Genomic DNA, 25,410 nt, shown 5'->3' on the forward strand with positions numbered 1-25,410 from the left:
GTATAGTTTCCCAGTGCCCGGGCGACCGGGACAACAGCAAGGGGCCGTGGCGCAGCTGGTAGCGCACCACACTGGCAGTGTGGGGGTCAGGGGTTCGAGTCCCCTCGGCTCCACCCTTGTGAAACGCCCTGACCGGGGACCAACCGGTCAGGGCGTTTTCCGTTGCGGTCGGTCTGGGTGCGCGCCTTAGCGCACGATCGGTGACCACTCGCGCTGGCTGACGATCGTCACACCGGGCGTGCCGTAATAAGCGTCCTCGGCGAGGGTCGCGGCGAGCGCCTCGGCATCCGGGACGTCGAAGATCAGGACCGCGCCGGAGTCGTCGGGGAACGGCCCGGCCATGACCAACCGGCCCTCCTGGCGCAGAGCCTGGAGACGCTCCCGGTGCGCCGGCCGGGCCGCGAGCCGGTCGGGTTCCTCGCCGAAGGACAGCTCCACGATGAACACGGTTCCTCCTCCTGCGGCCTGATCTTTCGGAAAGCACCCTAGTCGATGCGCCGCCGCCGCACCGACACGCGAAACGCCCTGACCGGATGACCCGGTCAGGGCGTTTGTCGACTGTTTGTCCGGTGCGGGCTGGATCAGCCCTGGCGGCTCTTCCACTGCGGGTTGGCGCGGTTCACCACGACCACCCGGCCGCGACGGCGGACCACCACCGAACCCGGCTTCTGCTTCAGTGCACGCAACGAGCTACGTACCTTCATGTCTGCCTCCTCGGTGCAAGCGGTTCCGAGTATCGAAACGCCGCACCCACCCGCCGGATTCCCGCCGGCCGGCCGTCGAACCTTTGCCGCCCGCTGGCCGTACCAGTGGGTGGAGGTCATCCTCATGCCCGTACGCCGGCTCTTCGCCATGGTGCTGGTCGCTGCCGCGACAGTGCCGCTGGCAGCCACGCCCGCCGCCGCACACGGCGCCCCGACCAACCCGGTCAGTCGGGCGGCCGCCTGCGGGCCCGAGGGCCGGTACGCGGCCACCAGCGCCTGCCGGGCGGCGGTCCAGGCGGGTGCGGCGGTACGCGAATGGGACAACGTGCGCGTCGCGGCGATCAACGGTCGGGACCGGGAACGGATCCCGGACGGTGAGTTGTGCAGCGGTGGGCTGTCCGCGTACCGGGGGCTGGATCTGCCCCGGACCGACTGGCCGAGCACCGAGTTGACCACCGGCGCGAAGTTCACCTTCACGTACCGGACCACGATCGAGCACCGGGGCACCTTCCGGCTCTACGTCACCAAGCCCGATTACGACCCGCGTGCACCGTTGACCTGGGCGGATCTGGAAGCGCGCCCGTTTCTGACGATGAAGGACCCGCCGGTGCGGGCCGGGGCGTACCAGTTGGCGGGTCGGCTGCCGGCGGGCCGCGACGGCCGGCACCTGATCTACACGATCTGGCAGAACTCCAGCACCCCGGACACCTACTACTCCTGCTCGGACGTGGTGTTCCGTGGTGCCAGGGCCACCGCGTCGAAGGCCACTTCGTCGAAGGCCACCGCGCCGAAGAGCGCGCCGCGTACCGCTGCTAGTGAGTCGGCGCCGAGCGGCACGGCGGTGGCGGCGGCGGCCGACCCCGGCGTGCCGGTGGCGTCGGTGACGAACCTCGGTGGCCGGTGGCCGGTGCTGGGCGGCGCCGCCGTCGTGCTGGTCCTGCTGTTGTTGCTGATCGGCGCGAGCCGGCGACGTCGCGGCGCCGCCGCACCCGTGGGCCGGCAGTGCGAGGTACGCAACCACCGGGCCGGGCGGCGCCGGATCTGGTGACCGACGCCGCCCGTGCCCGGCAGTGTTCAGCCCAGGTGCCGATCGAACGGCACCTGGCCGGTCTCACCTGAGGTTCAGCTCCAACGTGTCGGCGCTTGCCCCGCCGCCGCAGGTGAGCGCCCCCGCCACGAAGTAGCCGCGATCGCCGACCCAGGCGGCGCCCAATCCGTGCCGGCCCTGCGGCAACGGCGACAGCGTGGTCCAGCGGTCTTTGCGGGGGTCGTACGCCGTCACGTCGTCGTAGGTGGTCTCGTCCGGCCTGCACTCGCCGCCGGCGTACACGATCCGGCCGTTGAGCACGACTGCGGCTCCGGCAGAGCGGGGCGTCGGCAAGGGGGCTGCTCTGCTCCACCGTCGGGTCCGGGTGTCGTAGACGTCATGGCGTGCGAGGCTGTCCTTCCCGTCGGCGACCCGGCCGCCGAACACGTGTACGCGATCGCCGATCACGGCGACTCCCGCGTGGTCGCGCGGCTCGACCGGCAGTGGCTCGGCCGTGGACCAGCTGCGCCGCGCCGGGTCGTACGTCAGGTGGGTCCGGACGGTGCCGTACCCCATGGAGATCGGCGGATCCGGCAGGGTCACGACGGTGTGGGAGTCCCGTCCGCCGAGCAGGTGCAGCTTTCCGTTCACCGCCGCGACGCCGACCGAGCCCAGCTTCTGGGGCATGTCCGGCAGCCGGCTCCAGGCGTCGCGCAGCGGGTCGTAGGCGTAGGCCACCTGCTGCGGGTGCATGTGCACGATGTCGGTGAAGCCGCCGAAGGCGTACAACTTTCCGTTCAGCCCGGCCACACCGACGTGCGTGAGGGGGCGCGGCAGGGGCGCGTGCTGCCGCCACCGGTCCGTACGCGGGTCGTAGCTGGTCACCAGGGTCGTCGCCCACGTTGGCTGCTCGTCGCCGTTCTGCACGGTGCCACCGACGACATAGACGCGGCCGTCGAGCGCGGCCACCCCTACCTCTGCCCGTGCCGTGTTCATTGGCGCCCTGTCGCTCCACACAGCTCGATCGTGGCTGGCGGGTGATTTTGCCGACGCGCTGCTGGCCGACGGCACCTGCCCGATGCCGGCGACGGACAACGCAGCTGCCGCCAACGTCGCCGCGACGATGCGATAGTTCCTCTTCAACTCTGCTCCAAGGTGGGTAGTGGTCGACGGCTCGGTGGTGCGGTGTGTCATGCCCGAGGCGCGATCGGGGCCTTCGAGTGGCGACCCCAGGCGACGAAGAGCGCGAGCACGATGAACAGGACGTTGACGGGCGTGTCCGCGGCCTCTCCCCGGGAGAGGTGGAAGACGATCGCGGAGGCTTGCAGCGCGACGCACCCGAGAGCCGCGAGCACTGTCACTTCGGGCCTGATCCGGGTGAGCGAGGGCAGGAGCACGCCGATCCCGCCGAGGATGTCGAGTGCGGCGGTCGCGTAGAACAGGCCCGGTGGGACCTCGCCTGCCCAGGCGAACGCCTCGGCGACCCGCTCGATGGGCGTGACGATTTTCCAGACGCCACCGCCCGCGAAGATCAGCGCGAGGGCTCCCTGGGCGACCCACAGGCCGATTGTGAGTGCGCTGACGGGTGGTGTCCGCAGCGTTTGTGCAGGGTCGGTCATCACGAGTTCCTCTCGGGTAAGCATGCCTCCGAACCTAGCCTAGGCGTTCAGTAATAGACAAGGCGTTCAGAAGTTGTCGGATGGTTTGGCTGTTCGGTAGGGTTGGTGGTCGTGGAGCAGGAAGCCGACAACGTGGATCCGAGGGTTCAGCGGACCCGACGGGATGTCGTCGACGCGGCCACGGCGCTGTTCCTGGAGCAGGGTTGGGCGGCGGTGACCCACGCCGAGGTCGCGCACCGGGCGGGCTACTCCAAGGCGACCCTCTATGCACACTGGCCAACGCGCCTGGACCTGGTTCGGGCGTCAGTCGATCAGATGTGTGCCGCGGTCGGGCACCCCCAGTTGACCGGCGACCTACGCCACGACCTGATAGCGGGCTTGCTCGACTTCGGGCAGGACCTCGCCGGCGGGCACCTCGTCAGGGTTTTCGGCGGGCTCCTTGAGCGGGCCGGTAGTGACCCCATCGTCGATGAGCTGCGCGAGCGGCTCTACGCGGCCGGGACCCGGTCGCTGGACTCGGCCCTCCGCTCTCACCTGCGGGCCGAGGATGTCGAGCCTTCGCTGGCGCTCCTGGTGGGCGGGGTGCTCGTGCGCGCGGGTTTCCAGGCTCAACCGGCGGATCGGCCCTTCGTCGAAGACCTTGTCGATCGGGTCCTGGCCGCGGCGAGGCGGGACGACGCGCGATAACCGTCCGGCCGTTGCCGGCACACCCTGCCAACAACCGCGTTGGCCGGCACCCCGGGAAGGGTGCCGGCCAACGTCGTATCGCGGTATCGCGGGCGCTCAGCCCAGCAGTCGGTCGATCTCACCCAGCTCGTCGGCGGTGAAGTCGAGGTTGTCGAGCGCGGCGATGTTGGTCTCCAGCTGCTCGACGCTGCTCGCCCCGATGATCAGGCTGGTCATCCGCGGGTCGCGCAGGGCCCAGGCCAGCGCCAGCTGCGCGAGGGACTGACCGCGCCGCTCGGCGACCGCGCCGAGCCCTCGGATGGTGGCCATCTTCTCCTCGCTGAGGTCGCTCTCGTTGAGGAAGACGCTGGTGCGCACCCGGGAGTCCGCCGGGATGCCACCCAGATAGCGATCGGTCAGCAGGCCCTGGGCGAGCGGGCTGTACGCGATGCAACCCGCGCCGACCTGCTCCAGCGTGTCGAGCAGGCCGTCGGCCTCGGTCCAGCGGTTGAGCATCGAGTACGACGGCTGGTTGATCAGCAGCGGCGTACCCAGGTCGCGCAGGATCGCGGCGGCACGTGCGGTCTGCTCGGAGTTGTAGTTCGAGATGCCGACGTAGAGCGCCTTGCCGGAGCGGACGACCGCGTCCAGCGCGCCCATCGTCTCCTCCAGCGGGGTGTCCGGGTCGAACCGGTGGGAGTAGAAGACGTCGACGTAGTCCAGCCCCATCCGGCCCAGCGACTGGTCCAGCGAGGAGATCAGGTTCTTGCGGGAGCCCCACTCGCCGTACGGGCCGGGCCACATCAGGTACCCAGCCTTGCTGGAGATGATCAGCTCGTCCCGGTAGGTCCTCAGGTCGGTGGCGAGCATCCGGCCGAAGTTCTCCTCCGCCGAACCGGGCGGTGGACCGTAGTTGTTGGCCAGGTCGAAGTGGGTGACGCCCAGGTCGAAGGCGCGCCGGACGATGTCGCGCTGCCGCTCGAAGGGGCGGTCCGGGCCGAAGTTGTGCCAGAGCCCGAGGGAGACGGCGGGCAGCCGCAGGCCACTGCGCCCGCTGCGCCGGTAGGTCATGGAGTCGTAGCGGTCATCCGCGGCGAGGTAGGTCACGATCATGAGCGTAGCTCTGGCCCGCGCTGGCGGGGATCGCGCGTGTGAACCAGGACATCGGGGTAGTTTCGACGCCATGCGTTTCATTGCTCTCGACACCCCCAAACCGCTGTCCAAGATCGGGCTGGGCACCTGGCAGTTCGGCTCCCGGGAATGGGGCTACGGCCCGGCCTTCGAGAAGCAGGCGGCGCAGATCGTCCGGCGGGCCGTGGAGCTGGGCGTGACGGTGTTCGACAGCGCGGAGATCTACGGCTTCGGGCGCAGCGAACGGATCCTCGGCGCCGCCCTCGGCGACGACCGGCCCAAGATGGTGGTCGCCACCAAGATCTTCCCGGTCCTGCCGGTGGCCGCCGTGGTGCAGCAGCGGGCGGTCGCCTCGGCGGCCCGGCTCGGCGTCACCAGCATCGACCTCTACCAGGTGCACCAGCCCAACCCGCTGGTCGCCGACCACACCACCATGCGCGGCATGCGGGCGTTGCAGGACGTGGGGCTGGTCAGCGAGGTCGGGGTCAGCAACTACGGGCTGCGCCGCTGGCAGGTCGCCGAGGCGGCGCTCGGCCGGCGGGTGCTCAGCAACCAGGTCCGCTACAGCATGCTGGACCGCGCACCCGAGCAGGACCTGCTGCCGTACGCGCGGCAGGCCGGTCGGGTGGTCATCGCGTACAGCCCGCTGGCGCAGGGCTTCCTCTCCGGCCGGTACGACGCGAAGAACCCGCCGAGCGGCGCGGTCCGGCGGGCCAACCCGTACTTTCTGCCGCAAAACCTGGAACGTGGCGCGGTCCTGATCGACACCCTGCGCCAGGTGGCCGACGCGCACGACGCCACCCCCAGTCAGATCGCGCTGGCCTACCTGCTGCGCCACCCGAACGTGCTCGCCATTCCCGGGGCCTCCGGGGTGGAACAGATGGAACGCAACGCCGCCGCCGCGGACATCGACCTCGCCGACGACGAGTACGCGGCACTGGCCGAGACCGCGAAACGCTTCCGCCCGGTCACCGGCCTCGCCGCGATGCCGGCGATGGTGCGTGCCCGGTTCGCCAGCCCAACGGAGAAGTGAGCACAGTGGACGACATCACCGCACTGATCCTGGACGACCACGCTGCCTTCCGGCGCGGCTTCGCCCGCCTCGACGACGCCCGCGACGAGCAGGAGATGCTCGCCATCTGGGACGCTCTCGCCCTGCACCTGGACATCCACGCCGAGGCGGAGGAGGCGATCCTCTACCCGCACCTGGTCAAACACGGCGACGACGGCGAGGACGAGACCGCCGACGCGATCGGCGACCACAACAAGATCCGGGACGCCATCGCCGAGGCGAAACTGCACCCGGTCGGTTCGGAGCAGTGGTGGGAGGCGGTCGGCACCGCCCGCCGGGAGAACAGCGAGCACCTCGCCGAGGAGGAGGACGAGGCGCTGCCCGACTTCCGCCGGCACGCCAGCACCGAACTCCGCGCCGAGCTGGGCCAACGCTGGCTGACCTTCTACGGTGAACACAAGAACGGCCGCAACCTGCCGTTCCGCGACAAGGACCCCCAGCAGTACGTGGCCGACCACCGCTGAGATCTCCCCGGCACGGGGGAGTCGCCGAGCCTGGTTCCGGCATGAGAATGACGAGGTGACCCTCCGAGCGGTGCTGACCCCGCTGGTCGCCGGCACCACCTGGCGACGCGGCGTGTTCCTGCTGCTCGGCGGCGTGCTGGCCCTGCCGTACGGGGTCCTCGCCGTGACCTTCGCCCAACTGCTCGCCGACTCGGAGATCCCCCGCCCACTGGTCTACGCGCTGCTGGTGATCGCGGCGCTGATCGCCGTGGTGCCGCTGCTGCTGGACGGCAGCCGGGCTCTGGAGATCGCCGCCGTACGGGCGTTGCTCGGCATCGACCTGCCCGAACCGGCGCCGGGGCACACGGCCGACCGGGAGACCCGGCTGCGCAGCGCGCTCTGGATCGCCACCCACCTCATCGTCGGCGCGCTGGTGATGGTCGCGCTGTTCAGCGCCCTGCCGATGGCGCTGGCGTTCATCGCCCAGCAGTTCGGCATCGGCACCGAGCTGACCAGCCGAGAACGATTCGGGCCGCTGGACGGGCGGGACAGCGGCTGGCTGACAGTGAGCGGGGTGGCCCTGCTGGTCGGCCTCGGCTACGCCGTCGCCGGGCTCGGCGCGCTCGCCGGCTCGATGGCGCCGGTGCTGCTCGGCCCCGCCCCGGCGGAGCGCATCGCCGCCCTGGAGGCGCAGGCCATCCGGCTCGCCGAACGCAACCGACTGGCCCGGGAGCTGCACGACTCGATCGGTCACGCCCTGACCGTGGCCACCCTCCAGGCCGGTGCCGCCCGCGAGGTCCTCGACACCGACACGGAGTTCGTCCGGCGGGCGCTCACCGCCATCGAGGAGACCGGACGGACCGCGATGGACGAACTGGACCACGTGCTCGGGCTGCTCCGGGAAGGCGGCAACGAGCGACCCGTGGTGGCGCCGCAGCGTACCCTCGCCGACCTGGACCGGTTGGTCACCGACGCCCGCGCGGCCGGGCTGGCCGTGCACGCGCATCGCGTCGGCGACCCGGCGCGAGTGCCCGCGGCGGTCTCCCGGGAGGGCTACCGGATCGTCCAGGAAGGACTGACCAACGCCGCCCGGTACGGCGAGGGGCCGGTGACGCTGCGACTGGACCTGCACCCGGGGGCGCTGGAGTTGGAGCTGGTCAACGGGGTGCGCCGTCGCCCCGAGCGGGCTCATCCGGGGCGCGGCGGTCGGGGCCTGGACGGCATGCGGGAACGGGTGCTGCTGCTCGGCGGCGGCATCACCGTGGGGCCGGACGGTGACCGCTGGCTGATCCGGGCCCGCCTGCCCTACGAGGAGACGCGATGACCACCGGCGTGCTCATCGTCGACGATGACGAGCTGATCCGGATCGGGCTGCGGGCCATCATCGACGCCCAACCCGACCTGAGCGTGCTCGCCGAGGCCGCCGACGGCGCCGAGGTGCCGCCGCTGGTCGCCCGGCACCGACCCGACGTGGTGCTGATGGACGTACGGATGCCCGGCATCGACGGCATCCAGGCCACCCGACACCTGCTGGCCACCTCCGCCGACCCACCCCGGGTGCTGGTCGTCACCACGTTCGCCAACGACGAGTACGTCTACGAGGCGCTGCGCGCCGGGGCCTCCGGCTTCCTGCTCAAACGGGCCCGGCCCGCCGAGGTGGTGGAGGCCGTCCGGGTGGTCGCGGCGGGGGAGTCGCTGCTCTTCCCGGCCGCCATCCGCCAGCTCGTCGGGGCGTACGGGCCGACCGGCGGCGACCAGCTGCGCGCCGCCCGACTCACCGACCGGGAGGCCGAGGTGCTGCGGTTGATGACCACCGGCCGGTCCAACCCGGAGATCGCCGCGCACCTGGTGGTCGGCGTGGAGACGGTCAAGACGCACGTCGGCAACGTGCTGGCCAAGCTGGGTGTCCGCGACCGTACGCAGGCGGTCATCGCCGCCTACGAGTCCGGCTTCGTCACCCCGTCCGGCTGAACGGTCCCTCCGTCGTTCTGAACGGTCCCTCCTCCGGGGGAGCGGGTTCACCGCCGGCCGGGAGGGAATCCGGCTGTCGTTTGTCGAGGCTGTGAGCATGACAACGATCACTGCCTCCCCGCCTCGATCCGACTCCCGCTGGCCCGATCGGCTGGCCCCACTGGCCGCCGGCTGGCTCGGCCTGTGGGGTGTGCTCGCCCTGGTCGGCACCCTCACCGGCGCCGGCTACCCGTTCGGCGCCAACGACAGCAACGGCGGCGACGTCAACCTGCTGCGCCTGGTGCCGGTGGACCTGGCCACCCCGCTCTTCGCCGGCGTACTGCTGACCGCCGCGGTGGCCGCACTGGCCATGAGTCGCCCCGCCGTACGCCCCGCCGGCCCGCTGCGGGCGCTGCTCGCCGGCTACGGCTGGGCGGTGGCGTTCGTCCTCGCCGTGGTCGTGCCGGACGTCCGGGTGCTGGTGATCCTCGGCTACCTGCCGATACTGATCGTCGGTGCGCCGTTCGGCTGGCCGCCGGTCGACTACGCCGACATCTTCAACTGGGCGCTGTTCGCCCGGTTCGCCGCGCTGGCCGGCGGGCTGCTGCTGGCCGGGGCGGTGCTCGCCTGGCAGCGCCGCACCGCCGCGGCCTGCGTGGGCTGCGGTCGCGACCACACCGACCGAGGGTGGACCACCCCGGCCGCCGCCGCCCGCTGGGGCCGGTGGGCCGCCGGCACCGCCGCCGTCATCCCGTTCACGTACGCGCTGACCCGGTTCGCCTGGGCGGCCGGCATCCCGCTCGGCATCTCCCGGGAGTTCCTCACCGAGATGCAGGACAGCGGGCTGGTGTGGGCCGGGTTCGGGCTGGGCGCGTTCGCCACCGTCGGCGCGATCCTCACCCTCGGGCTGGTGCAGCGCTGGGGCGAGCGGTTCCCCCGCTGGATGCTCGGCCTGGCCGGTCGTCGGGTGCCGGTGACGCTGGCCGTGGTGCCGGCCACCCTCGTCGCCATCGCGGTGACAGCGGCCTCGTTCGGACTGCTCAGCAACCCGAAATTCTGGGAACTCACCGGCGGGCTCAGCCTGACCGGGGCGCCGATGCTGCTCTGGCCGCTATGGGGCGTGGCGCTCGGCGTTGCCACGTACGCGTACCACCTGCGCCGCCGCGGAGCCTGCCGGCGCTGCGGTCGGGGTTGATCCGACATGTCGCCGCGGCCGGTCACCGGATCGATGGTCCTTCCCGCCCGGACGCCGGATTTTGGATGGCCGGATGGCCGAGAACAATGTCTGCGGACCGCACTGTGGCGTTGAACCGGATGACCCGCCCGACCCACCGCGCAATCAGCGTGAGGCCGCTAGGATGACCCGGTTCGTCGGCGGGGTCGGCGTTACGTGACGGGTCTCGGCCCGACGGTTTCCGCACAATTCATTGCTCACTCGGGCGCGAGTCCTTTTCGCGGGTGGACGGATCATGATGGATACGACCGATGGCGCACCGCAGGGCACCCTCGTGGACCTCAGTGACGTGAGCCTGGCTGATCTTCAGGAGTTGGACCAGTCGGTGTTCGCCCACTCGCTACGCCGAATCCTCGACGAGATCGACCGCCCCCAGGAGGCGGTCGCCGGGTGGAACTCGGCGATGTGAGGATGCCGGGCGGCGGGCGCGGCATGACGGGGACCGTCACGGCAGCCGAGGGCGGCGTCGCCGCCCGCCCGCGGCCCGTCCCGTTCTCGGAGTTCATCCTCAAGGTCCACAGCAGGTGCAACCTGGCCTGCGACTACTGCTACATGTACGAACTGGCGGACCGCAGCGCCCTCTCCGACCCCCTGCTGATGGCCCCGGCGATCTTCGACCACGCCTGCCAGCGGATACGTGAACACGTCCGCGCCCACGACCAGACCGATGTGCGGATCGTCCTGCACGGCGGTGAACCGCTCCTGGTCGGCGCTCCCAACCTGGTCCGAATGGCGGACCGGCTCCGGGAGGCGGTCGCGCCGTCGCAGGCCCAGATCAGCGTGCAGACCAACGGCACCCTCCTGACTCCACACGCTCTCTCCCTGCTGGCCGACGCCCGGGTGCGGGTGGGCGTGAGTCTGGACGGAGACCGGACGTCGAACGACAGGCACCGGCGGTACGCGTCGGGCCGCAGCAGCTACGACGAGGTCGACCGGGCCCTGCGCCTGCTCGCCGAGCGGCCCGACTCGTACGCGGGTGTGCTCTGCGTCGTGGACCTCGCCGCCGATCCGCGACAGACCTACGAGACGCTGGTGTCGTACCGGCCGCCGATGGTGGACTTCCTGCTCCCGCACGCCAACTGGGAGGCGCCGCCGCGGCGGGGTGACGGCCCGAGCCCTTACGGCACCTGGTTGGCTGCCGCCTTCGATGCCTGGTACGACACCTCGCCCCGGCTGACCCGGGTGCGTCTCTTCGAAGAACTCATCAATCTGCTGTTCGGAGGGCGGAGCCGGACCGAGTCCCTCGGGCTGAGCCCGGTGGCCGCAGTGGTGATCAACACCGACGGGGCGTACGAGCAGGTCGACACCCTGCGCTCCACCTACCCGGGCGCGGTCGGCACCGACCTGACCGTCTTCACCGACTCCCTCGACGATGTGCTGCGGCACCCCGCCGTCATTGCCCGCCAGGTGGGAGTTGAGGCCCTCGCCGCCTCCTGCCGAGCGTGCCCCGTGCACCGGGTCTGCGGTGCCGGCAACTATCCGCATCGGTACCGGGAGGGAAGCTTCACCAACCCGTCCGTCTACTGCCCCGATCTTCTGCTGCTCATCGCCCATGTGGAACGACGCCTGCGAGCGGACCTGGCAGCCATGCCCCGGGAGCTGTCGTGACGGGATACCACCGGCTCGCCCCCGACGACCTCGCGGCGCTCGCGGCTGGCCTCGGTGACCGGAGGACGATCCGTCTGCTGCGTGACGGTCAGGTCAGCAAACGCATGCTTCAGCTGCGCGCCCTCCTCGACACCGTCGATTCGGAGGAGACCGCCCGACACTTCGCGCTGTGGGCCACGGCGGCGGACCGGTCGCCCGAGGCGGGGCCGGCGGTGCTGGCCCTGCCGCACACCGGTGCCTGGTTGGCCACCGCGCTGCGGCGACTGCGTACGCCGATGCCGTCCGGTTCGGCGTCCGCCGCGGCAGTCGGCCGGACGACCGGCGGGTTGGTGGTGGAGGCCGCACCCGAGTGGCCCGTCGAAGCCGAGCTGACCCCGCTCGGGTCGATCGCCGCGGTGGCGGCCCTCCGGGCCGGAATGGACTTCGAGCTCAGCGTCACGCCGCGCGACAGGGTCGTCTACCTGCCCACGCTCGGGCTCGCGCGGGTGGGGGACGCGCAGCGGGTGACCATCAAACGGGCGGGGTCGCAGCTCCTGGTCGGGCCGGTCACGGTGTCGCTGGTTCCTCCGCCGGACGCCGGGCCGGGTGCGGAGACCGACGGCTGGTCCGGCCTGCACCGACTGTGCAGCACCGCAGACGGGTTGACGCTGCGGATCACTCTCGACGATCTCGACCCGTACCGGGACCGGCACCAGCTGTGCGCCGCGGACCGACTCACACCCGCCGAGGTTTCCGAGTGGCAACGGCTGCTCGACGAGGCCTGGCCGATGCTGGTGCGTCACCACCGTCGGCACGCCGAGGCGATCGCCGAGGGCCTGCGCTGCCTCGTGCCGCTGCTGGCCGATTCGGTCAGCGCCGGGGTCAACGTCACCAGCATGGACGCCTTCGGGTCGGTCTCGATGACCCGTCCGATCGACGGGGAGGCGTTCGCGCTCGGCCTGCTGCACGAGTTCCAGCACGCCAAGCTCGGAGCGACGATCGACGTCGAGCCCCTCTACGACCGCGACGACCGTCGCTACTACTACGCCCCCTGGCGCGACGATCCGCGTCCTCTCGGCGCCGTCCTCCAGGGTGTCTACGCCTTCATCGCGGTGACCGAGTTCTGGCGGGGGCGTCGTGCGTTACGCAGTGGTGGCCCAGCCCGGTTGGCCGAGGTGGAATTCGCTCGCTGGCGCGACCGCGTGTCCCGCACCTGCGCGGACATCGAGTCGTTCGGCCGTCTGACCGCGGCCGGCCGCGAATTCGTCACCGGTCTGCGGCGGGTCATCGACGACTGGCGGGACCCGGTGGACCCGGGGGCGGCCGAGCTCGCCAGGGAGGCCGCCGAGGACCACTGGACGGTCTGGCGACTGCGGAACCGCCGGCCGGACCCGGCCGCCGTCCACCAGCTCGCCGCCGCCCGCGCGACCGGCCTACCGTGCCCCGCCGCCATCGTCACGCTGCGGGTGGAACCGGCCGACGGCCGATGGCTGAGCCTCAGCCCACGGCTCGACCTGGTGCGGCTGCGGTTGAGCGATCCGGAGCGGTTCATGCGGCTGCGCACCGGCGCGGAACGCCTCGTCGACGCACTGCCCATGGCGTCCGACGGTGACCTGGCCCTCGCCGCCGGGGATGACCTCGCCGCCCGCGAGAGCTACCGCGGGCAGGTGTGCGCCGATCCGGAGCAGCTCTCCGCCTGGGTCGGCCTGGCCCTCGCCGAGCAGCGCCTGACGGCGGCGCAGAAGACCGGCGGCGCCGACCCGGAGCTGTGCCGTGCGGTGTACCTGCGGCTGCACGCCGCCGGGCATCCGGAGGATCCACTCGAACTGGCCCGCTGGCTTGCTCCGGTCACCTGCGTGCCGGCAGCGGGCATCGATCACGACGGCGCGTCGTCGGCTACGCCGGTGGCGGTTCCAGATCGCAGTTGAGGCGGTTCGCCTCGACCAGGGCGATGGTGTTCGGGTGGCTGTCACCCAGGACGCGGCGGAAGAGGGGCATCACCGCGTCACGCAGAGCGCGGGCACCTCGGTGGTCTCCGGCGACACTCAGACTGGTGGCCAGGTTGTTCGCCACCGCGAGGGTGTCCGGGTGTGACGGCCCGAGGATGCGCTGCGCCCGCTCGTAACAGTCCTGGTCGGCGGCGAGGGCCGCCGCGAACTCCCGACGCACGTACCAACAGTTGGCGAGGTTGATGTTCGCGGCCAGCGTGTACGGATGGTCCGCGCCGACCCGTTCGGTGAAACGGTTGACGACCTCGTCGGACAGCGTGAAGGCCGCCTCCAGATCCCCGGCCTTCCGGAGGAAGATCGCCAGGTTGTTGCCGTACGCCAGGGTGAACAGGTGGTCCTCGCCCATCGCGTCCCGATACCACCGGTACACCGGGCGCGCCCGGCGAAGCGCGCCCGCGTCGTCCTCCCGAGCGGACTCGTCACAGGCCAGATTCATCGCGGCGGCCTGCACGTCCGGATGATCGGCGCCGTGCCGACGGCGGGAACGGACCAGCACGTCCCTGCTCAACCGGTGGGCCCGCTCGAACTCGCCCAACTTGCGGAGGGTCACCGCGTAGTTCTTGGTCACCCGTAGCGTCTCGCCGTCCTCCTCGCCGAGCACCTCCCGGTCCGCCTCCACCGCTGCCTCCAGAACCCGGCGGGACTCGGTGAGGTCGCCCGTGTCGCGCAGGTCGCGGCCGTACTGCCCCTCGGAGAAGAGGGTGTACGGGTGCATCGGACCGAGGGTGTCGCGGCGGCGGGCCAGGGTGCGTTCGTTGAGCCGCAACGCCCCACGCAGATCGCCGACCAGCCGGAGCGACAGGGCCAGGTTGTGCGCGGCGATCAACGCCCGTGGGTGTTCCTCGCCGAACACCTCACGGGCCAACTCCTCCGTGCGGGTGTCCAACTCGCGCGCCCGTTCGAAGAACCCGAGCGCGCGCAGGTCCGCGGCGAGGCTGCCCGCCACGATCACCGTGTATTCGTGGTCCTCGCCGAGCGTGCCGGCGAGCCGCTGGTACACGTCCTGATCGATGTCGTACGCGGCCTGGTACTGCGCCTCGAGGCGCAGCGCGTTGGCGAGGTGGAAGCGCATCATCTGGGTCGGCGGGTCGTCAGCGCCGTGCTCCGCCCGCCACGCCTCGATCGCCTTCTCGGCCAGCTCGGAGCAGGTGGCGAAGTCGACCCGTGTCCACATGTAGCGGGCCACGTCGAGCAACAGCTGCCGGACCTCCGGCTGGGGCGAGTTGAGGGTCTTCGACGGCAGCAGGTGTGGCCAGAGATCCGCGTAGATCGGCCAGTTGCGGGGCTGGTCGGGGTCCTTCGGGTTGGCGGCGGCGAGGATCGCGTGCACGTGACGTCGGTTCTCCGCCTTGGCCTCGTCGGACATGGACTCCCGGATCAGCTCCTGCACCAGTGGGTGCATGCGGAGGCTGGTCTGGTTGCCGTCGTCACCGCGGTCCGGAGTGCGCCCGCGCCCGCCGCGCACGCTGTCGATCCGCGCCAGCGCGTACCGGCCGACATCCCGCAGCGCGCGCCCCATGAGCAGGGGATCCCGTACCGACGGATCGTAGGGGAGAAGCACGTTGATGAAACTGTCGTCGTAGAGCAGCGACATCGGGATCGGCTCGGCGGCGAAGAAGGCGCAGACCTCCAGCAGCTTCGCCGCCGCCGGATTGCGCTCCCGCAGGCTCTCCAGTGAGACGAGCCATGGCTCCGCGCCGGTCTGTTGATAGTCGGTGGGGAGCTCGTCGGAGAGCATGCCTGGCAGATAACGGCGCAGTCGCTGCAGATACTGGACGGCCGACTCGCCAGTGGTGGCGAGCCATGCTCCCGCCTGCTCGACGGCGAGCGGCAGGTCGCCCAGGCGGTCAGCGACCATCTCGGCATCAGCCAGGGGCAGGCGGGGGATCCGCCGACGCAACAACGCGGTGCTCTCCGCGCGGTCGAAGGCACCCACCTCGAAATTGCGGGCATGCCGCGCCCAGACGTGGTTGCGGGTGGTGACGAGCACGTGGCCAGGCCCCTGCGGCATCAGGTCGTGCAACTCGGCGGGGTCGTCGGCGTTGTCGAGCACCAACAGCCACCGCCGGAAGGGGTCACCCCGGCGCAGGGCGTCCAGCACCCACTGGACCCGCTCGGCGACGTTGCCCCCGAGTGGTGTGTCCGCCTTGTCCGCCAGCCGGTCGGCGAGCGAGGCCAGAGCGAGCCGCATGACGCTCGGTTGCTGCGCGGAGATCCACCAGACGACGTCGTACTCGGCGCGGAAGCGGTAGGCGTATTCCAGGGCGATCTGGCTCTTGCCGACGCCACCAAGGCCGTGCAGTGCGAGCGGGGTGTGCCGGGCCTCGGCCGACGAGAGCCAGTCGCGCATCTCCTCCAGGAGTCGGCTGCGGCCGACGAACTGGACGTTACGCGGCAACGGCACCCGCCAGACCGGTGGCTCGTTGCCGGGGAACCGCCGTCGCTGCCCGGCACCCTCCGGGTCGGTCGCCGGGCGGGCGGGATGGTCCAGGGCCTCAAGCAGACGGCTGGCGGCCTCCTCCTGCGTGGCGCCCACCAGGTCCACCGGAACCCGTTCCAGGAACACCGCCGGCGCCCGGGAATTGTCCAGCCGGACGGGCACCAGGAAGTTGCCGCCGCTGCCCGACTCGTAGCTGGTGGCCTGGGACCACAACTCGCTGGCGTTCGCCGACTGCATGTATTCCTGGGACAGCAGCACCACCAGCCGGGCCGCGTCCTTGAAACCGACGGCCGTCGACGTCCCCTCGACAGGGCTGGCCGGAAAGTCGACCTCTCGCATCACCGTACGCAGCCCGGCCGAACGGAGCTCGTCGCGGACCCATTCGGCCCAGGACCGGTCGAGGGAGACGTAGCTGACGAAGACGTCCGGTGCGGCACCGGAGATGCGTTGCCTCTCGAACTTGGCCAACCACTGACGGCGCAGCCGATCCTCCATGGCTGGCAGGCTGTCGACCGCGTCCTCGGTGATCGCCTTGGTCAGTCGCTCGTAGGCGGCGAGCAGCGTGCCCTCATGGTGGGCCCGGTCGCCGAACCCCGCCAGGATCTCCTCGTACGCGTAGTAGGGCTGGTAGGGGATCTCGATCTCACCCCAGTACCGGTCGCTCTCCTCTACGGAAGTCCGGGGCAGCAGGGGCGCGAAGCGGCGGCGCGCGTGGTCCCGGCCCGCCTCCAACTTGAGCTGCTCGGCGTTGTCCACCCGCATCGGGACCGGCAGGATCCGGACCGGTCGGTCGCCGCGCTGCCGGATGATGGAGCGGGTGACGCCGGCAGCTCCGTCGATGCTCTGGTCGTTGAGCGTGAAGGAGGTGACCACGGCGTCGGGCAGCCGCACGGTGCAGATGCCCGCACCGTCGCTGACGCCGGTCCGGCTGTCGATCAGCACGTAGTCGTAGTTGTCCCGCATGCTGGCGGCCAGTGCGTCGAGGAAGCTGTTGCCGCCCAGCTTCTCGAAGAACGCCTGCCAGTCGAAGGTGCTCACGGCCTTGGTGTATGCCGTGTCCTGTCGGCCGGCGGGTAACAGGTCCAGGCTGCCCTTTGGAGTCGGACCCGCAGAAGGCCGGACGGCCGAGTTGGGAGCGGGGAAGTCCCAGTGCAGCGAGACGGCGTGGTGCAGCACGTCGGCGGCGCTGCCGAGCCAGTCCTCGTCCTCCGTCTCCTCCAACGGTCGAACGACCGCTTCGGCGTAGTCGCGGACCATGTCGATGATCCCGGTCGACGTCCGCAGATCCTTGTCGAGGAGGAACGGGTGGAAATACTTGTGCAGACCGGGGGATTCCAGGTCCCAGTCGACAGCGAGCACCCGGTAGCCGTTGGCCGCCAGGATCCAGGCGACGTTGGCGAGCGCCATGGTGCGGCCGGTGCCACCCTTGTACGAGTAGAACGTGATGATTCGACCCTCGACACCATCGCCGGTGATGCCCGGGTCAGCGCTCGTTGTCACGGCCGTCCTCCGGTGTGGTGTCGTCGCTCTCCGCGCCCCAGGGCCCGTCGATGCGTGGTGGTCGGGTGTCCGTGGCGAGGCTGGGGGGCCGGTGCACCGCTCCTCGGCTGAAAACCCGGTTACGAGCGACCTCCAGGACCTCCGGCAGCTCCTCCTGGAAGGCGCGGTGGGTGAGGATGTTGGACCGGTAGAGCTCGTCGTCCGAGGCCAGGTCGTTGAAGATCTCCCGACACGCGCGCGACAGTGACTGCCAGTGCTCCCGGGTCTCCGTGTCGTCGCGGCTGCTCGGGATCAGCACCGCCGTGGTGCCACCGTCGCGCAGGGCGGCAGTGGCGTGGGCGGCCAGCGACTGTCGTTGCTCGGGCAGGCGGGTCAGCCAGGCGTCGACGATCAGCACCATGATCTGGTTGTAGCGGGCGGCCTGCTCGGCGCGCCGGGCCAGCTCCGTCAGGTCCACCACCGTTGACCGGTAGCTGTGGTCGGCCGCGATCTCACGGGCGTAGTCGACGACCGGGTCGGGCAGCGGCGGCCCGTACGGTGCCCAGTCCAACGCACGGTTGCCGTACGTGGTCACGTGTTGGCGTACCGTGCTCATCTCGTCCCGGTGTGACGCCGCGACGATGAAGTGCACCAGCATCGGCGCGAACTGGTCGACGTCCGCCGCGAGCTGCCCGGGCGCCTGGTGGAAGGCGCTGGGTGTGGCGCGCAGGTCGATCGTGCGCTGGCCCTCCGGCAGCGGATGCTCCTCCACACTGGACACGATCTGGTTGGCCAGTTCGAAGAGGAACGTGCGGTAGTCGTCGCTGTGCCGTTGCAGTCGCATCAGCTGCCGGACCCCCAACCGCTGATAGAGGTCGCCCAGGCTGTGGGAGGAATATTGCAGCGGGGAGGCGACCGGATGGATGCGGCCGGGTCGGGCCGGGATCCACATCAGCGGTTTGAGGAGCGAGCTGTCCACCCCGTTCTGCTGGTCGTAGCGGGCAGTGCGGTCGGCGAAGATCCGCCATTCCTGGCCGCAGGGCTCGCTCTGGAAATATCTCGGCGTCATCAGAGCGAGAAAGGATCGGCACGTGCTCAGCGCCTCGACCAGCCGCTGCGGCCACCGCTCGCCCAGCAGGATGGTGCGATCGACGAAACCCACCCGCTCGTCGCGGGGCAGACCCGCGATCAGCCGTACCTCTGCGCTGAGATCCTCGTAAAGACGTTGGACCAGTGCGTCCTCGTCGCCCCTCGCGTAACTGAGGAAGAAGTACAGCACCGCACCTCCGCGCCGGGAGAGGTTGACCATCGGATGGCCGGGCCGTGACCCCGTCGGCCACGGCCATTTTTCGGCGGCCGTAAACGGCGGAGCTAACCGTGAGTATAGGGGCGGAGACGGCGTGCCACAGCCCGCCGATCGGCGCATCAAGAGGGCGTCTCGGATATCACTTTCCGTATTGGCGTAGGTCGACTCCGGGGTGAGCTAGCGTGGGTCGGGTGACTGCGCCTACCCCGGTAATCCCGGTTCCACCGGCCGACCTGCCCGGCACGCTCGGCGCGCTTCGGGCGGCCGGTCACCAGTACCGCACCGTCAAGCAGGAACTCCGCGACAACCTCCTCGCCCGGATGCGCTCCGGCGAGACCCGTTTCCCCGGCATCGTCGGCTACGACGACAGCGTGCTGCCCGAGGTCGAGCGGGCACTGCTCGCCGGGCACGACATGGTGCTGCTCGGTGAGCGCGGCCAGGGCAAGACCCGACTGATCCGCGCACTCGGCGCGCTGCTCGACGAGTGGACCCCGGTCATCCCCGGCTCGGTGCTCAACGAGCACCCCATGCACCCGCTCACCCCGGCTTCCCGTGCCCAGGTCGCCGAGGCCGGCGACGACCAGCCGGTCGGCTGGCTGCACCGCTCGATGCGCTACGGCGAGAAGCTCGCCACCCCGGACACCAGCGTCGGCGACCTGATCGGTGACGTGGACCCGATACGGATCGCCCAGGGCCGCACCCTCGGCGACCCGGAGACCATCCACTTCGGGTTGGTGCCGCGCACCAACCGCGGCATCTTCGCCGTCAACGAGTTGCCCGACCTGGCCGAACGGATCCAGGTGGCGCTGCTCAACGTGCTGGAGGAGCGGGACATCCAGGTCCGTGGCTACCAGCTGCGGCTTCCGCTGGACCTGCTCCTGGTCGCCAGCGCCAACCCGGAGGACTACACCAACCGGGGCCGGATCATCACGCCGCTCAAGGACCGGTTCGGCGCGGAGATCCGCACCCACTACCCGGTCGACCTGGACCTGGAGCTGGACCTCATCCGGCAGGAGGCCGATCTGGTCGCCGCCGTGCCGGAGCACGTCCTGGAGGTGCTGGCCCGCTTCGCCCGCGCGGTACGGGAGTCGCCGTCGGTGGACCCGCGCTCCGGGGTCTCCGCCCGGTTCGCCATCGCCGCCGCCGAGACGGTCGCCGGCGCCGCGCTGCGCCGCGCCGGTCTGCTCGCCGCCACCACCACCCCGGAGGGGCGGCCCGAGGCGGCGGTGGCCCGGGTCGGCGACGCCGTGTCGGTGACCAGCACCCTGCGCGGCAAGGTCGAGTTCGAGAGCGGCGAGGAGGGGCGGGAAATTGAGATCCTCGCCCACCTGCTGCGGACCGCGACCGCCGAGACGTTCCGCGCGCACCTGGCCGGGCTGGACCTGTCCGGCTTCACGGCGCTCGTCGAGGACGGCGCGGCGATCGAGACCGGAGAGCTGGTCAGCGCCTCCGAGCTGCTGCGCCAGGTCGGCACCGTGCCCGGCCTGGCGAAGGTCCTCGACCGGCTCGGCCTGGGCGACGCGCCCACCCCGGAGGAGGCGGCGGCTGCCGTCGAGTTCGTGCTGGAAGGGCTGCACCTGACCCGCCGGCTCGGCAAGGACGTCACCGACTCCGGGCGCACCGTCTACGGCGGCCGGGGCTGACCGTGGCCGGCAACCGGTTCCGGTACGGGCAGTGGAACGGCGGGCCCGACCCGCTCGCACCCCCGTACGACGTGCGTGAGGCGGTGGACGCGGTCGGCGCCGAGGTGCTGGCCGGCGGAAGCCTGCGGGAGGCGTTGCGCGACCTGCTGCGCCGTGGTCCCCAGGGGCGGGGTGGGCTGGACGACCTGGCTGCCCGGGCTCGGCGGCTGCGCCGGGAGGCGCTGCGTCGCGGTGACCTAGACGGCGCGGTGACCAGGGCCCAGGCTCTGCTCGACCAGGCTCTCGCCGCCGAGCGGGACGAGCTGCGCGGGCGCGACGACGACGCCGCTCGGTTCGCCGAGTCGGTGCTGGACAACCTGCCCCGTTCCACCGCACGGGCGGTGGAGGAACTGTCCGGCTACCAGTGGGCCAGCGACGACGCCCGCCGCTCGTACCAGCAGATCCTCGACCAACTTCGCGACGACGTGCTCGGTCAGCGGTTCGCCGGGCTGCGCGACGCCGTGCGCGCGTCCGCCGACCCGGCCGCCCAGCAGCGGCTCGCCGAGATGATGGGCGACCTGAACGACCTGCTGGCCCGGCACGGTCGCGCGGAGGACACCACCGACGCGTTCGCCGAGTTCATGCGCAGACACGGCGACTTCTTCCCGGAGAAGCCGGAGACGGTCGACGAGCTGATCGACGTGCTGGCCCGCCGCTCGGCGGCCGGTGAGCGACTGATGAACTCGCTCTCCGACCGGCAGCGCGCCGAGCTGGCCGGTCTGATGCAGCAGTCGCTCGGCGACCGCCTCTCCGGGGAGTTGTCAGCGCTCGACGCGAACCTGCGGGCCCTGCGCCCCGACCTGCGCTGGGGGCGTGGCGAACGGGTCCGGGGCGACCAGCCACTGGACTACGCGGACGCGGCCGGCGCGTTGGGTGAGATCGGCGACCTGGACGACCTGCTGGACCAGCTCGACCAGGAACACCCGGGGGCGACCCTGGACGACGTGGACGTCGACGCGGTGGCCCGGACGCTGGGACGGGACGCCGCCGACGACGTCCGCCGACTGCGCGATCTGGAGCGGGAGCTTCGCCGGCAGGGCTGGGTGAGCCGGGACGCCGAAGGGCTCACGCTGAGCCCGAAGGCGCTGCGCCGGCTCGGCGGGACCGCGCTGCGACGGGTCTTCTCCGACCTGACCGCCGGGCCGCGCGGCCAGCACGACCTGCGCTCGGCGGGGGCCGCCGGCGAGGTCAGCGGTGCGTCACGACCCTGGGAGTACGGCGACGAGCAGCCGTTGGACGTGGTCCGGACGTTGACCCGGGCGGTCAGCCGGGCCGGGCCGACCGTCCCGGTGCAGCTCGCGGTGGACGACTTCGAGGTGGTGGAGACCGAGAAGCGGGCGTCGGCGGCGGTGGTGCTCTGCGTCGACCTGTCGTACTCGATGATCTCTCAGGGTCGTTGGGGGCCGATGAAGCAGACGGCGCTGGCGCTGGCGCACCTCATGGAGACGCGTTTCCCGCAGGACGCCCTGCAGATCGTGGGCTTCGGCCGGGAGGCGACGACGCTCACCCAGCAGGAGCTGGCCGCCGTCGAGCCGGACGGGGAACAGGGCACCAACCTCCAGCACGCGCTGCGGTTGGCCGGTCGGCACCTGCGCCGACACCCGGGCGCCGAGCCGGTGGTCCTGGTCGTCACCGACGGCGAGCCGACCGCCCACCTCGACCCGGACGACGGGGAGGCGCTGTTCCACTGGCCGCCGCTGCCGGAGACGATCGAGGCGACGGTTCGCGAGGTGGACCGGCTGAGTCGCTACGGCGCCACGCTCAACCTGTTCATGCTCGGCGACGACCCGGGCCTGCGGCGTTTCGTGGACGCGGTGGCCCGCCGCAGTCGGGGCCGGATGTTCACGCCAGACACCGACGACCTCGGCGAGTACGTGGTCTCCGACTACCTCCGCTCCCGCCAATCCCGCCGCTAACTCCCGGCGGGGCGGGTTGACTGGGGGAATGGAGAGCGGGGGAATGCGGCGGGCTTACGGTGCCCTGTTCGCGGAGGTCGACGCTGGCGGGTTCGGTCCGGCTCCGGAGGGGCAGCTCAGCGCCGAGCAGATCGTCGCGCATCTGGTCGCCAACGATGAGCTGATGATCCAGGCCACCGAGGCGCTGCTGGCCGGGTCGCCGTTCGCCTACTACGAGATGGAGGAGGACTTCCACCGTCCGCAGCTCGACGCGCTGGCCGCCGAGCAGGGTGGTCTGCGGGGTCTCACGGCTCTGCTGCACGGCACCAGCGACCGGTTGTGCGGGCTGGTCGACCAGCTCGGCCTGGCGGCGGAGACCCCGGTCGAGACTCACCTGCGCGAGGGCTTCGACCTCATCGTCGAGGAGTCGCTGCCGTGGTCCCGCACCCTCGACCTGCACACCCGGGTCCACCTGCCCAAACACCAGGCCCAACTCCACATGCTGCGCCGCCTCTGAGACGTGTCGTCCGCGCGCGGTCGTTCGGGCCTCGCGCGGCTTGGACGACCGGTCTGTCGAGCGTGATACCTGTGAGTCATCAAAATGACTCACAGGTATCACGCTCGCTGGGATGACGGGCGCGGCCAGGGGCCTCGTCACGCCGGTGAGGGATGGCTGCGCCGAGCGAGCGCATGGGGCGGCCGTTTCCGCCAGGCAGCCGGCAGCCGGCGGCGGTAGGCGGCGGGCGGCCGCGGCGAGCAGCCGGGGGATCAGGTGTCGATCAGCTCGCTTCGCGGGTGGAAGGTGCGGCGGTAGGTCGAGGGCGCTACGCCGATGCGCTGGTGGAGCTGCTGGCGCAGGGCGGCGGTGGTGCCGAAACCCGAGCGGTGGGCGATCTGGTCGACGGTGAGGTCGGTCGTCTCCAGCAGCAGTCGCGCGTGGTCGGTGCGCTGTTGCAGCAACCACTGGGCCGGGCTCAGGCCGGTCTCCGACCGGAAGCGCCGGGTGAAGGTGCGCACGCTCATCCGCGCCTGCTCGGCCAGGTCGCGCAGCGCGATCGGCTCGTGCAGCCGCTGCCGCGCCCACTCCCGCGCGCTCGCGGTGCTGGTGTCGGTGGCCTTCGGCACCGGCCGCTCGATGTACTGCGCCTGGCCACCGTCGCGCCACGGCGGCATCACGCAGCGCCGCGCCGCCCGGTTGGCCACCTCACTGCCGTGGTCGAGGCGGATGACGTGCAGGCAGAGGTCGATGCCGGCGGCGACCCCGGCCGAGGTGAGCACCTGGTCGTCGGCGATGAAGAGCACGCCCGGGTCGAGGTCCACTCGGCCGTGCAGGCTGCGGAACCGCTCGGCGTACGCCCAGTGGGTCGTTGCCCGACGCCCGTCGAGCAGCCCGGCGGCGGCCAGCACGAACGCTCCCGTGCAGATCGACATGATCCGGACACCCCGCTCGTGTGCCCCACGCAGCGCCTCGGCGACCTCCGGCTCGACGGTGCCCGAGATCAACGCGGTGCCGTCGTGGATGCCCGGGACGATCACCGTGTCGGCGGTGTCGAGCAGTTCCAGACCATGGTCGGGGACCACCTGGAAGCCGGCGGTGCTACGCACCGGTCGCCCGCCCGGGGTGCACACCCGCACGTCGTAAAAGGGCGTCTGGTCGGCGGCCCGGGCGGTGCTGAAGACCTGCGCGGGGGTGCCGAGGTCCAGGCCGACCACGTGCTCCAGGGCGAGTACGGCGATCCGGTGCGGGCGAACGGTCATGGCCCGATTATTGCGCATGATGGCTTTCCGGCCACTCGTCGTGCCGTACGGCTCCGCCCAGACTGGTGCCGTGTCAAAGAACCGCCGTCTGCATCCCGCCTGGCTGGTCGCCGCCGTCGCCTTCGTGGCGCTGGTCGGTGCTGCCGGCTTCCGCGCCACCCCGTCGGTGCTGCTGCACCCGTTGCACGAGGAGTTCGGCTGGCCACTGGCCACGATCTCCGCGGCCGTCTCGGTCAACCTGCTGCTCTACGGGCTGACCGCGCCGTTCGCCGCCGCACTGATGGACCGGTTCGGCATCCGCCGGGTGGTCTCGGTGGCGCTGCTGCTGGTCGCCGCGGGCAGCGGGCTGACTGTCTTCATGAGCGCCAGCTGGCAGCTCCTGCTCTGCTGGGGTGTGCTGGTCGGCCTGGGCACCGGGTCGATGGCGCTGGCGTTCGTGGCCACCATCACCGGGCGCTGGTTCGTCCGGCGAAGGGGCCTGGTCACCGGGGTGCTGACCGCCGGCGGGGCCGCCGGACAACTGGTGTTCCTGCCACTGATCGCCATCCTGGTGCGCGACCACGGCTGGCGTACGGCGGCACTCGTCGTGGCCGGAGCCGCGCTGGCGGTCGTACCCCTGGTGGTGTGGTTCCTGCGCGAGCACCCGGCGGATCTCGGTCTGCCCGCCTACGGGGCGGACGAGGTCGTCGCGGCACCCCCGGCGACCGGCGGCGCGGCGGCCCGGGCGCTGGGCGCGCTGGGGACCGCGGCCCGGACCCGCCCGTTCTGGCTGCTGGCCGGGGGGTTCGCGATCTGCGGCGCGACGACCAACGGCCTGGTCGGCACCCACTTCGTGCCGGCGGCGCACGACCACGGCATGGCCCAGACCACGGCGGCCGGGCTGCTCGCCCTGGTTGGGCTCTTCGACATCGTCGGCACTATCGCCTCCGGCTGGCTCACCGACCGGGTGGACAGTCGGTTGCTGCTCGGCATGTACTACGCGCTGCGTGGGGCGTCCCTGCTGGTGCTGCCGAGCCTGTTCTCCGGCACCGCCGAGCCGACCATGCTGGTGTTCATCGTCTTCTACGGCCTGGACTGGGTGGCCACCGTGCCGCCGACAGTGGCGTTGTGCCGGGAGTATTTCGGTGGCGCCGGAGCGGTGGTGTTCGGCTGGGTGTTCGCCGCGCACCAACTCGGCGCGGCGGTCGCGGCGACCGGTGCGGGGCTGGTCCGCGACCGGCTCGGCGACTACGCGATGGCCTGGTACGTGGCGGGCGCGCTGTCGATCGGCGCGGCCGGACTGTCGTTGCTGCTGCGTCGGCGACCGGGCCGGCCGGTGCCGGAGGCCGTGCTGGCCGCCGCGACCGCCCCGAAGGCGTGGAGCTTCCGGGGCTGAGGCCGGGCGGGCGGCAGCGACTGCGGCCGGTCG

The 25,410-nt window shown here is 71.4% G+C and carries 22 protein-coding genes and 1 tRNA gene; 15 read left to right on the forward strand and 8 right to left on the reverse strand.

Features of this window, described 5'->3' with window-relative positions:
* Positions 1 to 40 precede the first annotated feature (40 nt).
* Positions 41 to 113 (forward strand) — tRNA-Ala (locus AC3CF1_RS24500).
* A gap of 73 nt (positions 114 to 186) precedes the next feature.
* Here AC3CF1_RS24500 and AC3CF1_RS24505 read toward each other — a convergent pair.
* The gene (locus tag AC3CF1_RS24505; protein WP_488451327.1) at positions 187 to 447 is read right to left on the reverse strand and encodes a YciI family protein; all 261 of its coding nucleotides are present in this window, start codon (positions 445 to 447) and stop codon (positions 187 to 189) included.
* Between the two features lie 134 nt (positions 448 to 581).
* The gene (locus AC3CF1_RS24510) at positions 582 to 704 is read right to left on the reverse strand and encodes a 50S ribosomal protein L36 (protein ID WP_030490864.1); all 123 of its coding nucleotides are present in this window, start codon (positions 702 to 704) and stop codon (positions 582 to 584) included.
* A 124-nt stretch (positions 705 to 828) separates the two neighbouring features.
* Between AC3CF1_RS24510 and AC3CF1_RS24515 the strand changes: the two genes are divergently transcribed.
* The gene (locus AC3CF1_RS24515) at positions 829 to 1,752 is read left to right on the forward strand and encodes a lytic polysaccharide monooxygenase auxiliary activity family 9 protein (protein WP_488451328.1); all 924 of its coding nucleotides are present in this window, start codon (positions 829 to 831) and stop codon (positions 1,750 to 1,752) included.
* 63 nt (positions 1,753 to 1,815) lie between these two features.
* Here AC3CF1_RS24515 and AC3CF1_RS24520 read toward each other — a convergent pair whose 3' ends face one another.
* Entirely contained in the window at positions 1,816 to 2,727 is a 912-nt protein-coding gene (locus tag AC3CF1_RS24520; RefSeq protein WP_488451329.1) for a Kelch repeat-containing protein, read from the reverse strand.
* Positions 2,728 to 2,921: 194 nt separating this feature from the next.
* Entirely contained in the window at positions 2,922 to 3,350 is a 429-nt protein-coding gene (locus AC3CF1_RS24525) for a DoxX family protein (protein WP_141907984.1), read from the reverse strand.
* Positions 3,351 to 3,461: 111 nt separating this feature from the next.
* On the opposite strand from AC3CF1_RS24525, the gene AC3CF1_RS24530 reads away from it, so the two are divergent.
* Positions 3,462 to 4,037, forward strand: coding sequence for a TetR/AcrR family transcriptional regulator (locus AC3CF1_RS24530; RefSeq protein ID WP_488451330.1), 576 nt, complete (start codon positions 3,462 to 3,464; stop codon positions 4,035 to 4,037).
* A gap of 96 nt (positions 4,038 to 4,133) precedes the next feature.
* Here the strand turns inward: AC3CF1_RS24530 and mgrA are convergent, their stop codons facing one another.
* On the reverse strand, positions 4,134 to 5,129 hold the full coding sequence (gene mgrA / locus AC3CF1_RS24535; protein ID WP_488451331.1) for an L-glyceraldehyde 3-phosphate reductase: 996 nt from the start codon (positions 5,127 to 5,129) through the stop codon (positions 4,134 to 4,136).
* Positions 5,130 to 5,199: 70 nt separating this feature from the next.
* Here mgrA and AC3CF1_RS24540 point away from each other — a divergent pair, with 70 nt between their 5' ends.
* The 8 genes from AC3CF1_RS24540 to AC3CF1_RS24575 all read left to right on the forward strand — a co-directional run bounded on the left by AC3CF1_RS24540 (position 5,200) and on the right by AC3CF1_RS24575 (position 13,361).
* Entirely contained in the window at positions 5,200 to 6,180 is a 981-nt protein-coding gene (locus tag AC3CF1_RS24540; protein WP_099850749.1) for an aldo/keto reductase, read from the forward strand.
* Positions 6,177 to 6,683 carry a hemerythrin domain-containing protein gene (locus tag AC3CF1_RS24545; RefSeq protein ID WP_088946339.1) on the forward strand — a complete coding sequence of 169 codons (507 nt, stop codon included), beginning with the start codon at positions 6,177 to 6,179 and terminating at the stop codon, positions 6,681 to 6,683. Before AC3CF1_RS24540 ends, AC3CF1_RS24545 begins: the two co-directional genes overlap by 4 nt.
* A gap of 55 nt (positions 6,684 to 6,738) precedes the next feature.
* Positions 6,739 to 7,986: a histidine kinase gene (locus AC3CF1_RS24550; RefSeq protein ID WP_488451332.1), complete on the forward strand. Its 1,248-nt coding sequence runs from the start codon at positions 6,739 to 6,741 to the stop codon at positions 7,984 to 7,986.
* On the forward strand, positions 7,983 to 8,633 hold the full coding sequence (locus tag AC3CF1_RS24555; protein WP_355160408.1) for a response regulator transcription factor: 651 nt from the start codon (positions 7,983 to 7,985) through the stop codon (positions 8,631 to 8,633). The genes AC3CF1_RS24550 and AC3CF1_RS24555 overlap by 4 nt, the downstream gene beginning before the upstream one ends.
* 97 nt (positions 8,634 to 8,730) lie before the next feature.
* On the forward strand, positions 8,731 to 9,807 hold the full coding sequence (locus AC3CF1_RS24560; protein ID WP_488451333.1) for a hypothetical protein: 1,077 nt from the start codon (positions 8,731 to 8,733) through the stop codon (positions 9,805 to 9,807).
* A 274-nt stretch (positions 9,808 to 10,081) separates the two neighbouring features.
* Entirely contained in the window at positions 10,082 to 10,255 is a 174-nt protein-coding gene (gene fxsA, locus AC3CF1_RS24565) for an FxSxx-COOH cyclophane-containing RiPP peptide (RefSeq protein WP_088946343.1), read from the forward strand.
* A 23-nt stretch (positions 10,256 to 10,278) separates the two neighbouring features.
* The gene (locus tag AC3CF1_RS24570) at positions 10,279 to 11,454 is read left to right on the forward strand and encodes an FxsB family cyclophane-forming radical SAM/SPASM peptide maturase (protein WP_488451334.1); all 1,176 of its coding nucleotides are present in this window, start codon (positions 10,279 to 10,281) and stop codon (positions 11,452 to 11,454) included.
* Complete coding sequence (locus AC3CF1_RS24575) at positions 11,451 to 13,361, forward strand: HEXXH motif domain-containing protein (protein ID WP_488451335.1); 1,911 nt, start codon at positions 11,451 to 11,453, stop codon at positions 13,359 to 13,361. The genes AC3CF1_RS24570 and AC3CF1_RS24575 overlap by 4 nt, the downstream gene beginning before the upstream one ends.
* Here the strand turns inward: AC3CF1_RS24575 and fxsT are convergent.
* Complete coding sequence (gene fxsT / locus AC3CF1_RS24580; protein WP_488451336.1) at positions 13,330 to 17,382, reverse strand: FxSxx-COOH system tetratricopeptide repeat protein; 4,053 nt, start codon at positions 17,380 to 17,382, stop codon at positions 13,330 to 13,332. The genes AC3CF1_RS24575 and fxsT overlap by 32 nt on opposite strands.
* Positions 17,366 to 18,640, reverse strand: coding sequence for a TIR-like protein FxsC (locus AC3CF1_RS24585; RefSeq protein WP_488451337.1), 1,275 nt, complete (start codon positions 18,638 to 18,640; stop codon positions 17,366 to 17,368). Before AC3CF1_RS24585 ends, fxsT begins: the two co-directional genes overlap by 17 nt.
* A 209-nt stretch (positions 18,641 to 18,849) precedes the next feature.
* Between AC3CF1_RS24585 and AC3CF1_RS24590 the strand changes: the two genes are divergently transcribed.
* From AC3CF1_RS24590 to AC3CF1_RS24600, 3 genes are read left to right on the forward strand one after another with little or no spacing between them, the layout of a single operon-like run.
* Positions 18,850 to 20,310 carry a magnesium chelatase ATPase subunit I gene (locus AC3CF1_RS24590; protein ID WP_488451338.1) on the forward strand — a complete coding sequence of 487 codons (1,461 nt, stop codon included), beginning with the start codon at positions 18,850 to 18,852 and terminating at the stop codon, positions 20,308 to 20,310.
* Positions 20,311 to 20,312: 2 nt separating this feature from the next.
* A complete protein-coding gene (locus AC3CF1_RS24595; RefSeq protein WP_488451339.1) occupies positions 20,313 to 22,265 on the forward strand; it encodes a vWA domain-containing protein in 1,953 nt (650 codons plus the stop codon).
* 28 nt (positions 22,266 to 22,293) lie between these two features.
* The gene (locus tag AC3CF1_RS24600) at positions 22,294 to 22,761 is read left to right on the forward strand and encodes a hypothetical protein (RefSeq protein WP_488451340.1); all 468 of its coding nucleotides are present in this window, start codon (positions 22,294 to 22,296) and stop codon (positions 22,759 to 22,761) included.
* Positions 22,762 to 23,012: 251 nt separating this feature from the next.
* Here the strand turns inward: AC3CF1_RS24600 and AC3CF1_RS24605 are convergent, their stop codons facing one another.
* Positions 23,013 to 24,020, reverse strand: coding sequence for a GlxA family transcriptional regulator (locus AC3CF1_RS24605; protein WP_354981356.1), 1,008 nt, complete (start codon positions 24,018 to 24,020; stop codon positions 23,013 to 23,015).
* Between the two features lies 1 nt (position 24,021).
* Here AC3CF1_RS24605 and AC3CF1_RS24610 point away from each other — a divergent pair, with 1 nt between their 5' ends.
* Entirely contained in the window at positions 24,022 to 25,377 is a 1,356-nt protein-coding gene (locus tag AC3CF1_RS24610; protein WP_488451341.1) for an MFS transporter, read from the forward strand.
* Positions 25,378 to 25,410: the final 33 nt, after the last annotated feature.

This window comes from Micromonospora sp. MGP-C2 (assembly GCF_057766525.1).

Excerpts from the sequence above, each read along its gene's own strand:
- AC3CF1_RS24510 (WP_030490864.1), bottom strand. The coding sequence starts at position 704 with ATGAAGGTACGTAGCTCGTTGCGTGCACTGAAGCAGAAGCCGGGTTCG.
- AC3CF1_RS24515 (WP_488451328.1), top strand. The coding sequence starts at position 829 with ATGCCCGTACGCCGGCTCTTCGCCATGGTGCTGGTCGCTGCCGCGACA.
- AC3CF1_RS24520 (WP_488451329.1), bottom strand. The coding sequence starts at position 2,727 with ATGAACACGGCACGGGCAGAGGTAGGGGTGGCCGCGCTCGACGGCCGC.
- AC3CF1_RS24525 (WP_141907984.1), bottom strand. The coding sequence starts at position 3,350 with ATGACCGACCCTGCACAAACGCTGCGGACACCACCCGTCAGCGCACTC.
- mgrA (WP_488451331.1), bottom strand. The coding sequence starts at position 5,129 with ATGATCGTGACCTACCTCGCCGCGGATGACCGCTACGACTCCATGACC.
- AC3CF1_RS24540 (WP_099850749.1), top strand. The coding sequence starts at position 5,200 with ATGCGTTTCATTGCTCTCGACACCCCCAAACCGCTGTCCAAGATCGGG.
- AC3CF1_RS24555 (WP_355160408.1), top strand. The coding sequence starts at position 7,983 with ATGACCACCGGCGTGCTCATCGTCGACGATGACGAGCTGATCCGGATC.
- AC3CF1_RS24560 (WP_488451333.1), top strand. The coding sequence starts at position 8,731 with ATGACAACGATCACTGCCTCCCCGCCTCGATCCGACTCCCGCTGGCCC.
- fxsA (WP_088946343.1), top strand. The coding sequence starts at position 10,082 with ATGATGGATACGACCGATGGCGCACCGCAGGGCACCCTCGTGGACCTC.
- AC3CF1_RS24570 (WP_488451334.1), top strand. The coding sequence starts at position 10,279 with ATGACGGGGACCGTCACGGCAGCCGAGGGCGGCGTCGCCGCCCGCCCG.
- AC3CF1_RS24600 (WP_488451340.1), top strand. The coding sequence starts at position 22,294 with ATGGAGAGCGGGGGAATGCGGCGGGCTTACGGTGCCCTGTTCGCGGAG.
- AC3CF1_RS24605 (WP_354981356.1), bottom strand. The coding sequence starts at position 24,020 with ATGCGCAATAATCGGGCCATGACCGTTCGCCCGCACCGGATCGCCGTA.
- AC3CF1_RS24610 (WP_488451341.1), top strand. The coding sequence starts at position 24,022 with ATGGCTTTCCGGCCACTCGTCGTGCCGTACGGCTCCGCCCAGACTGGT.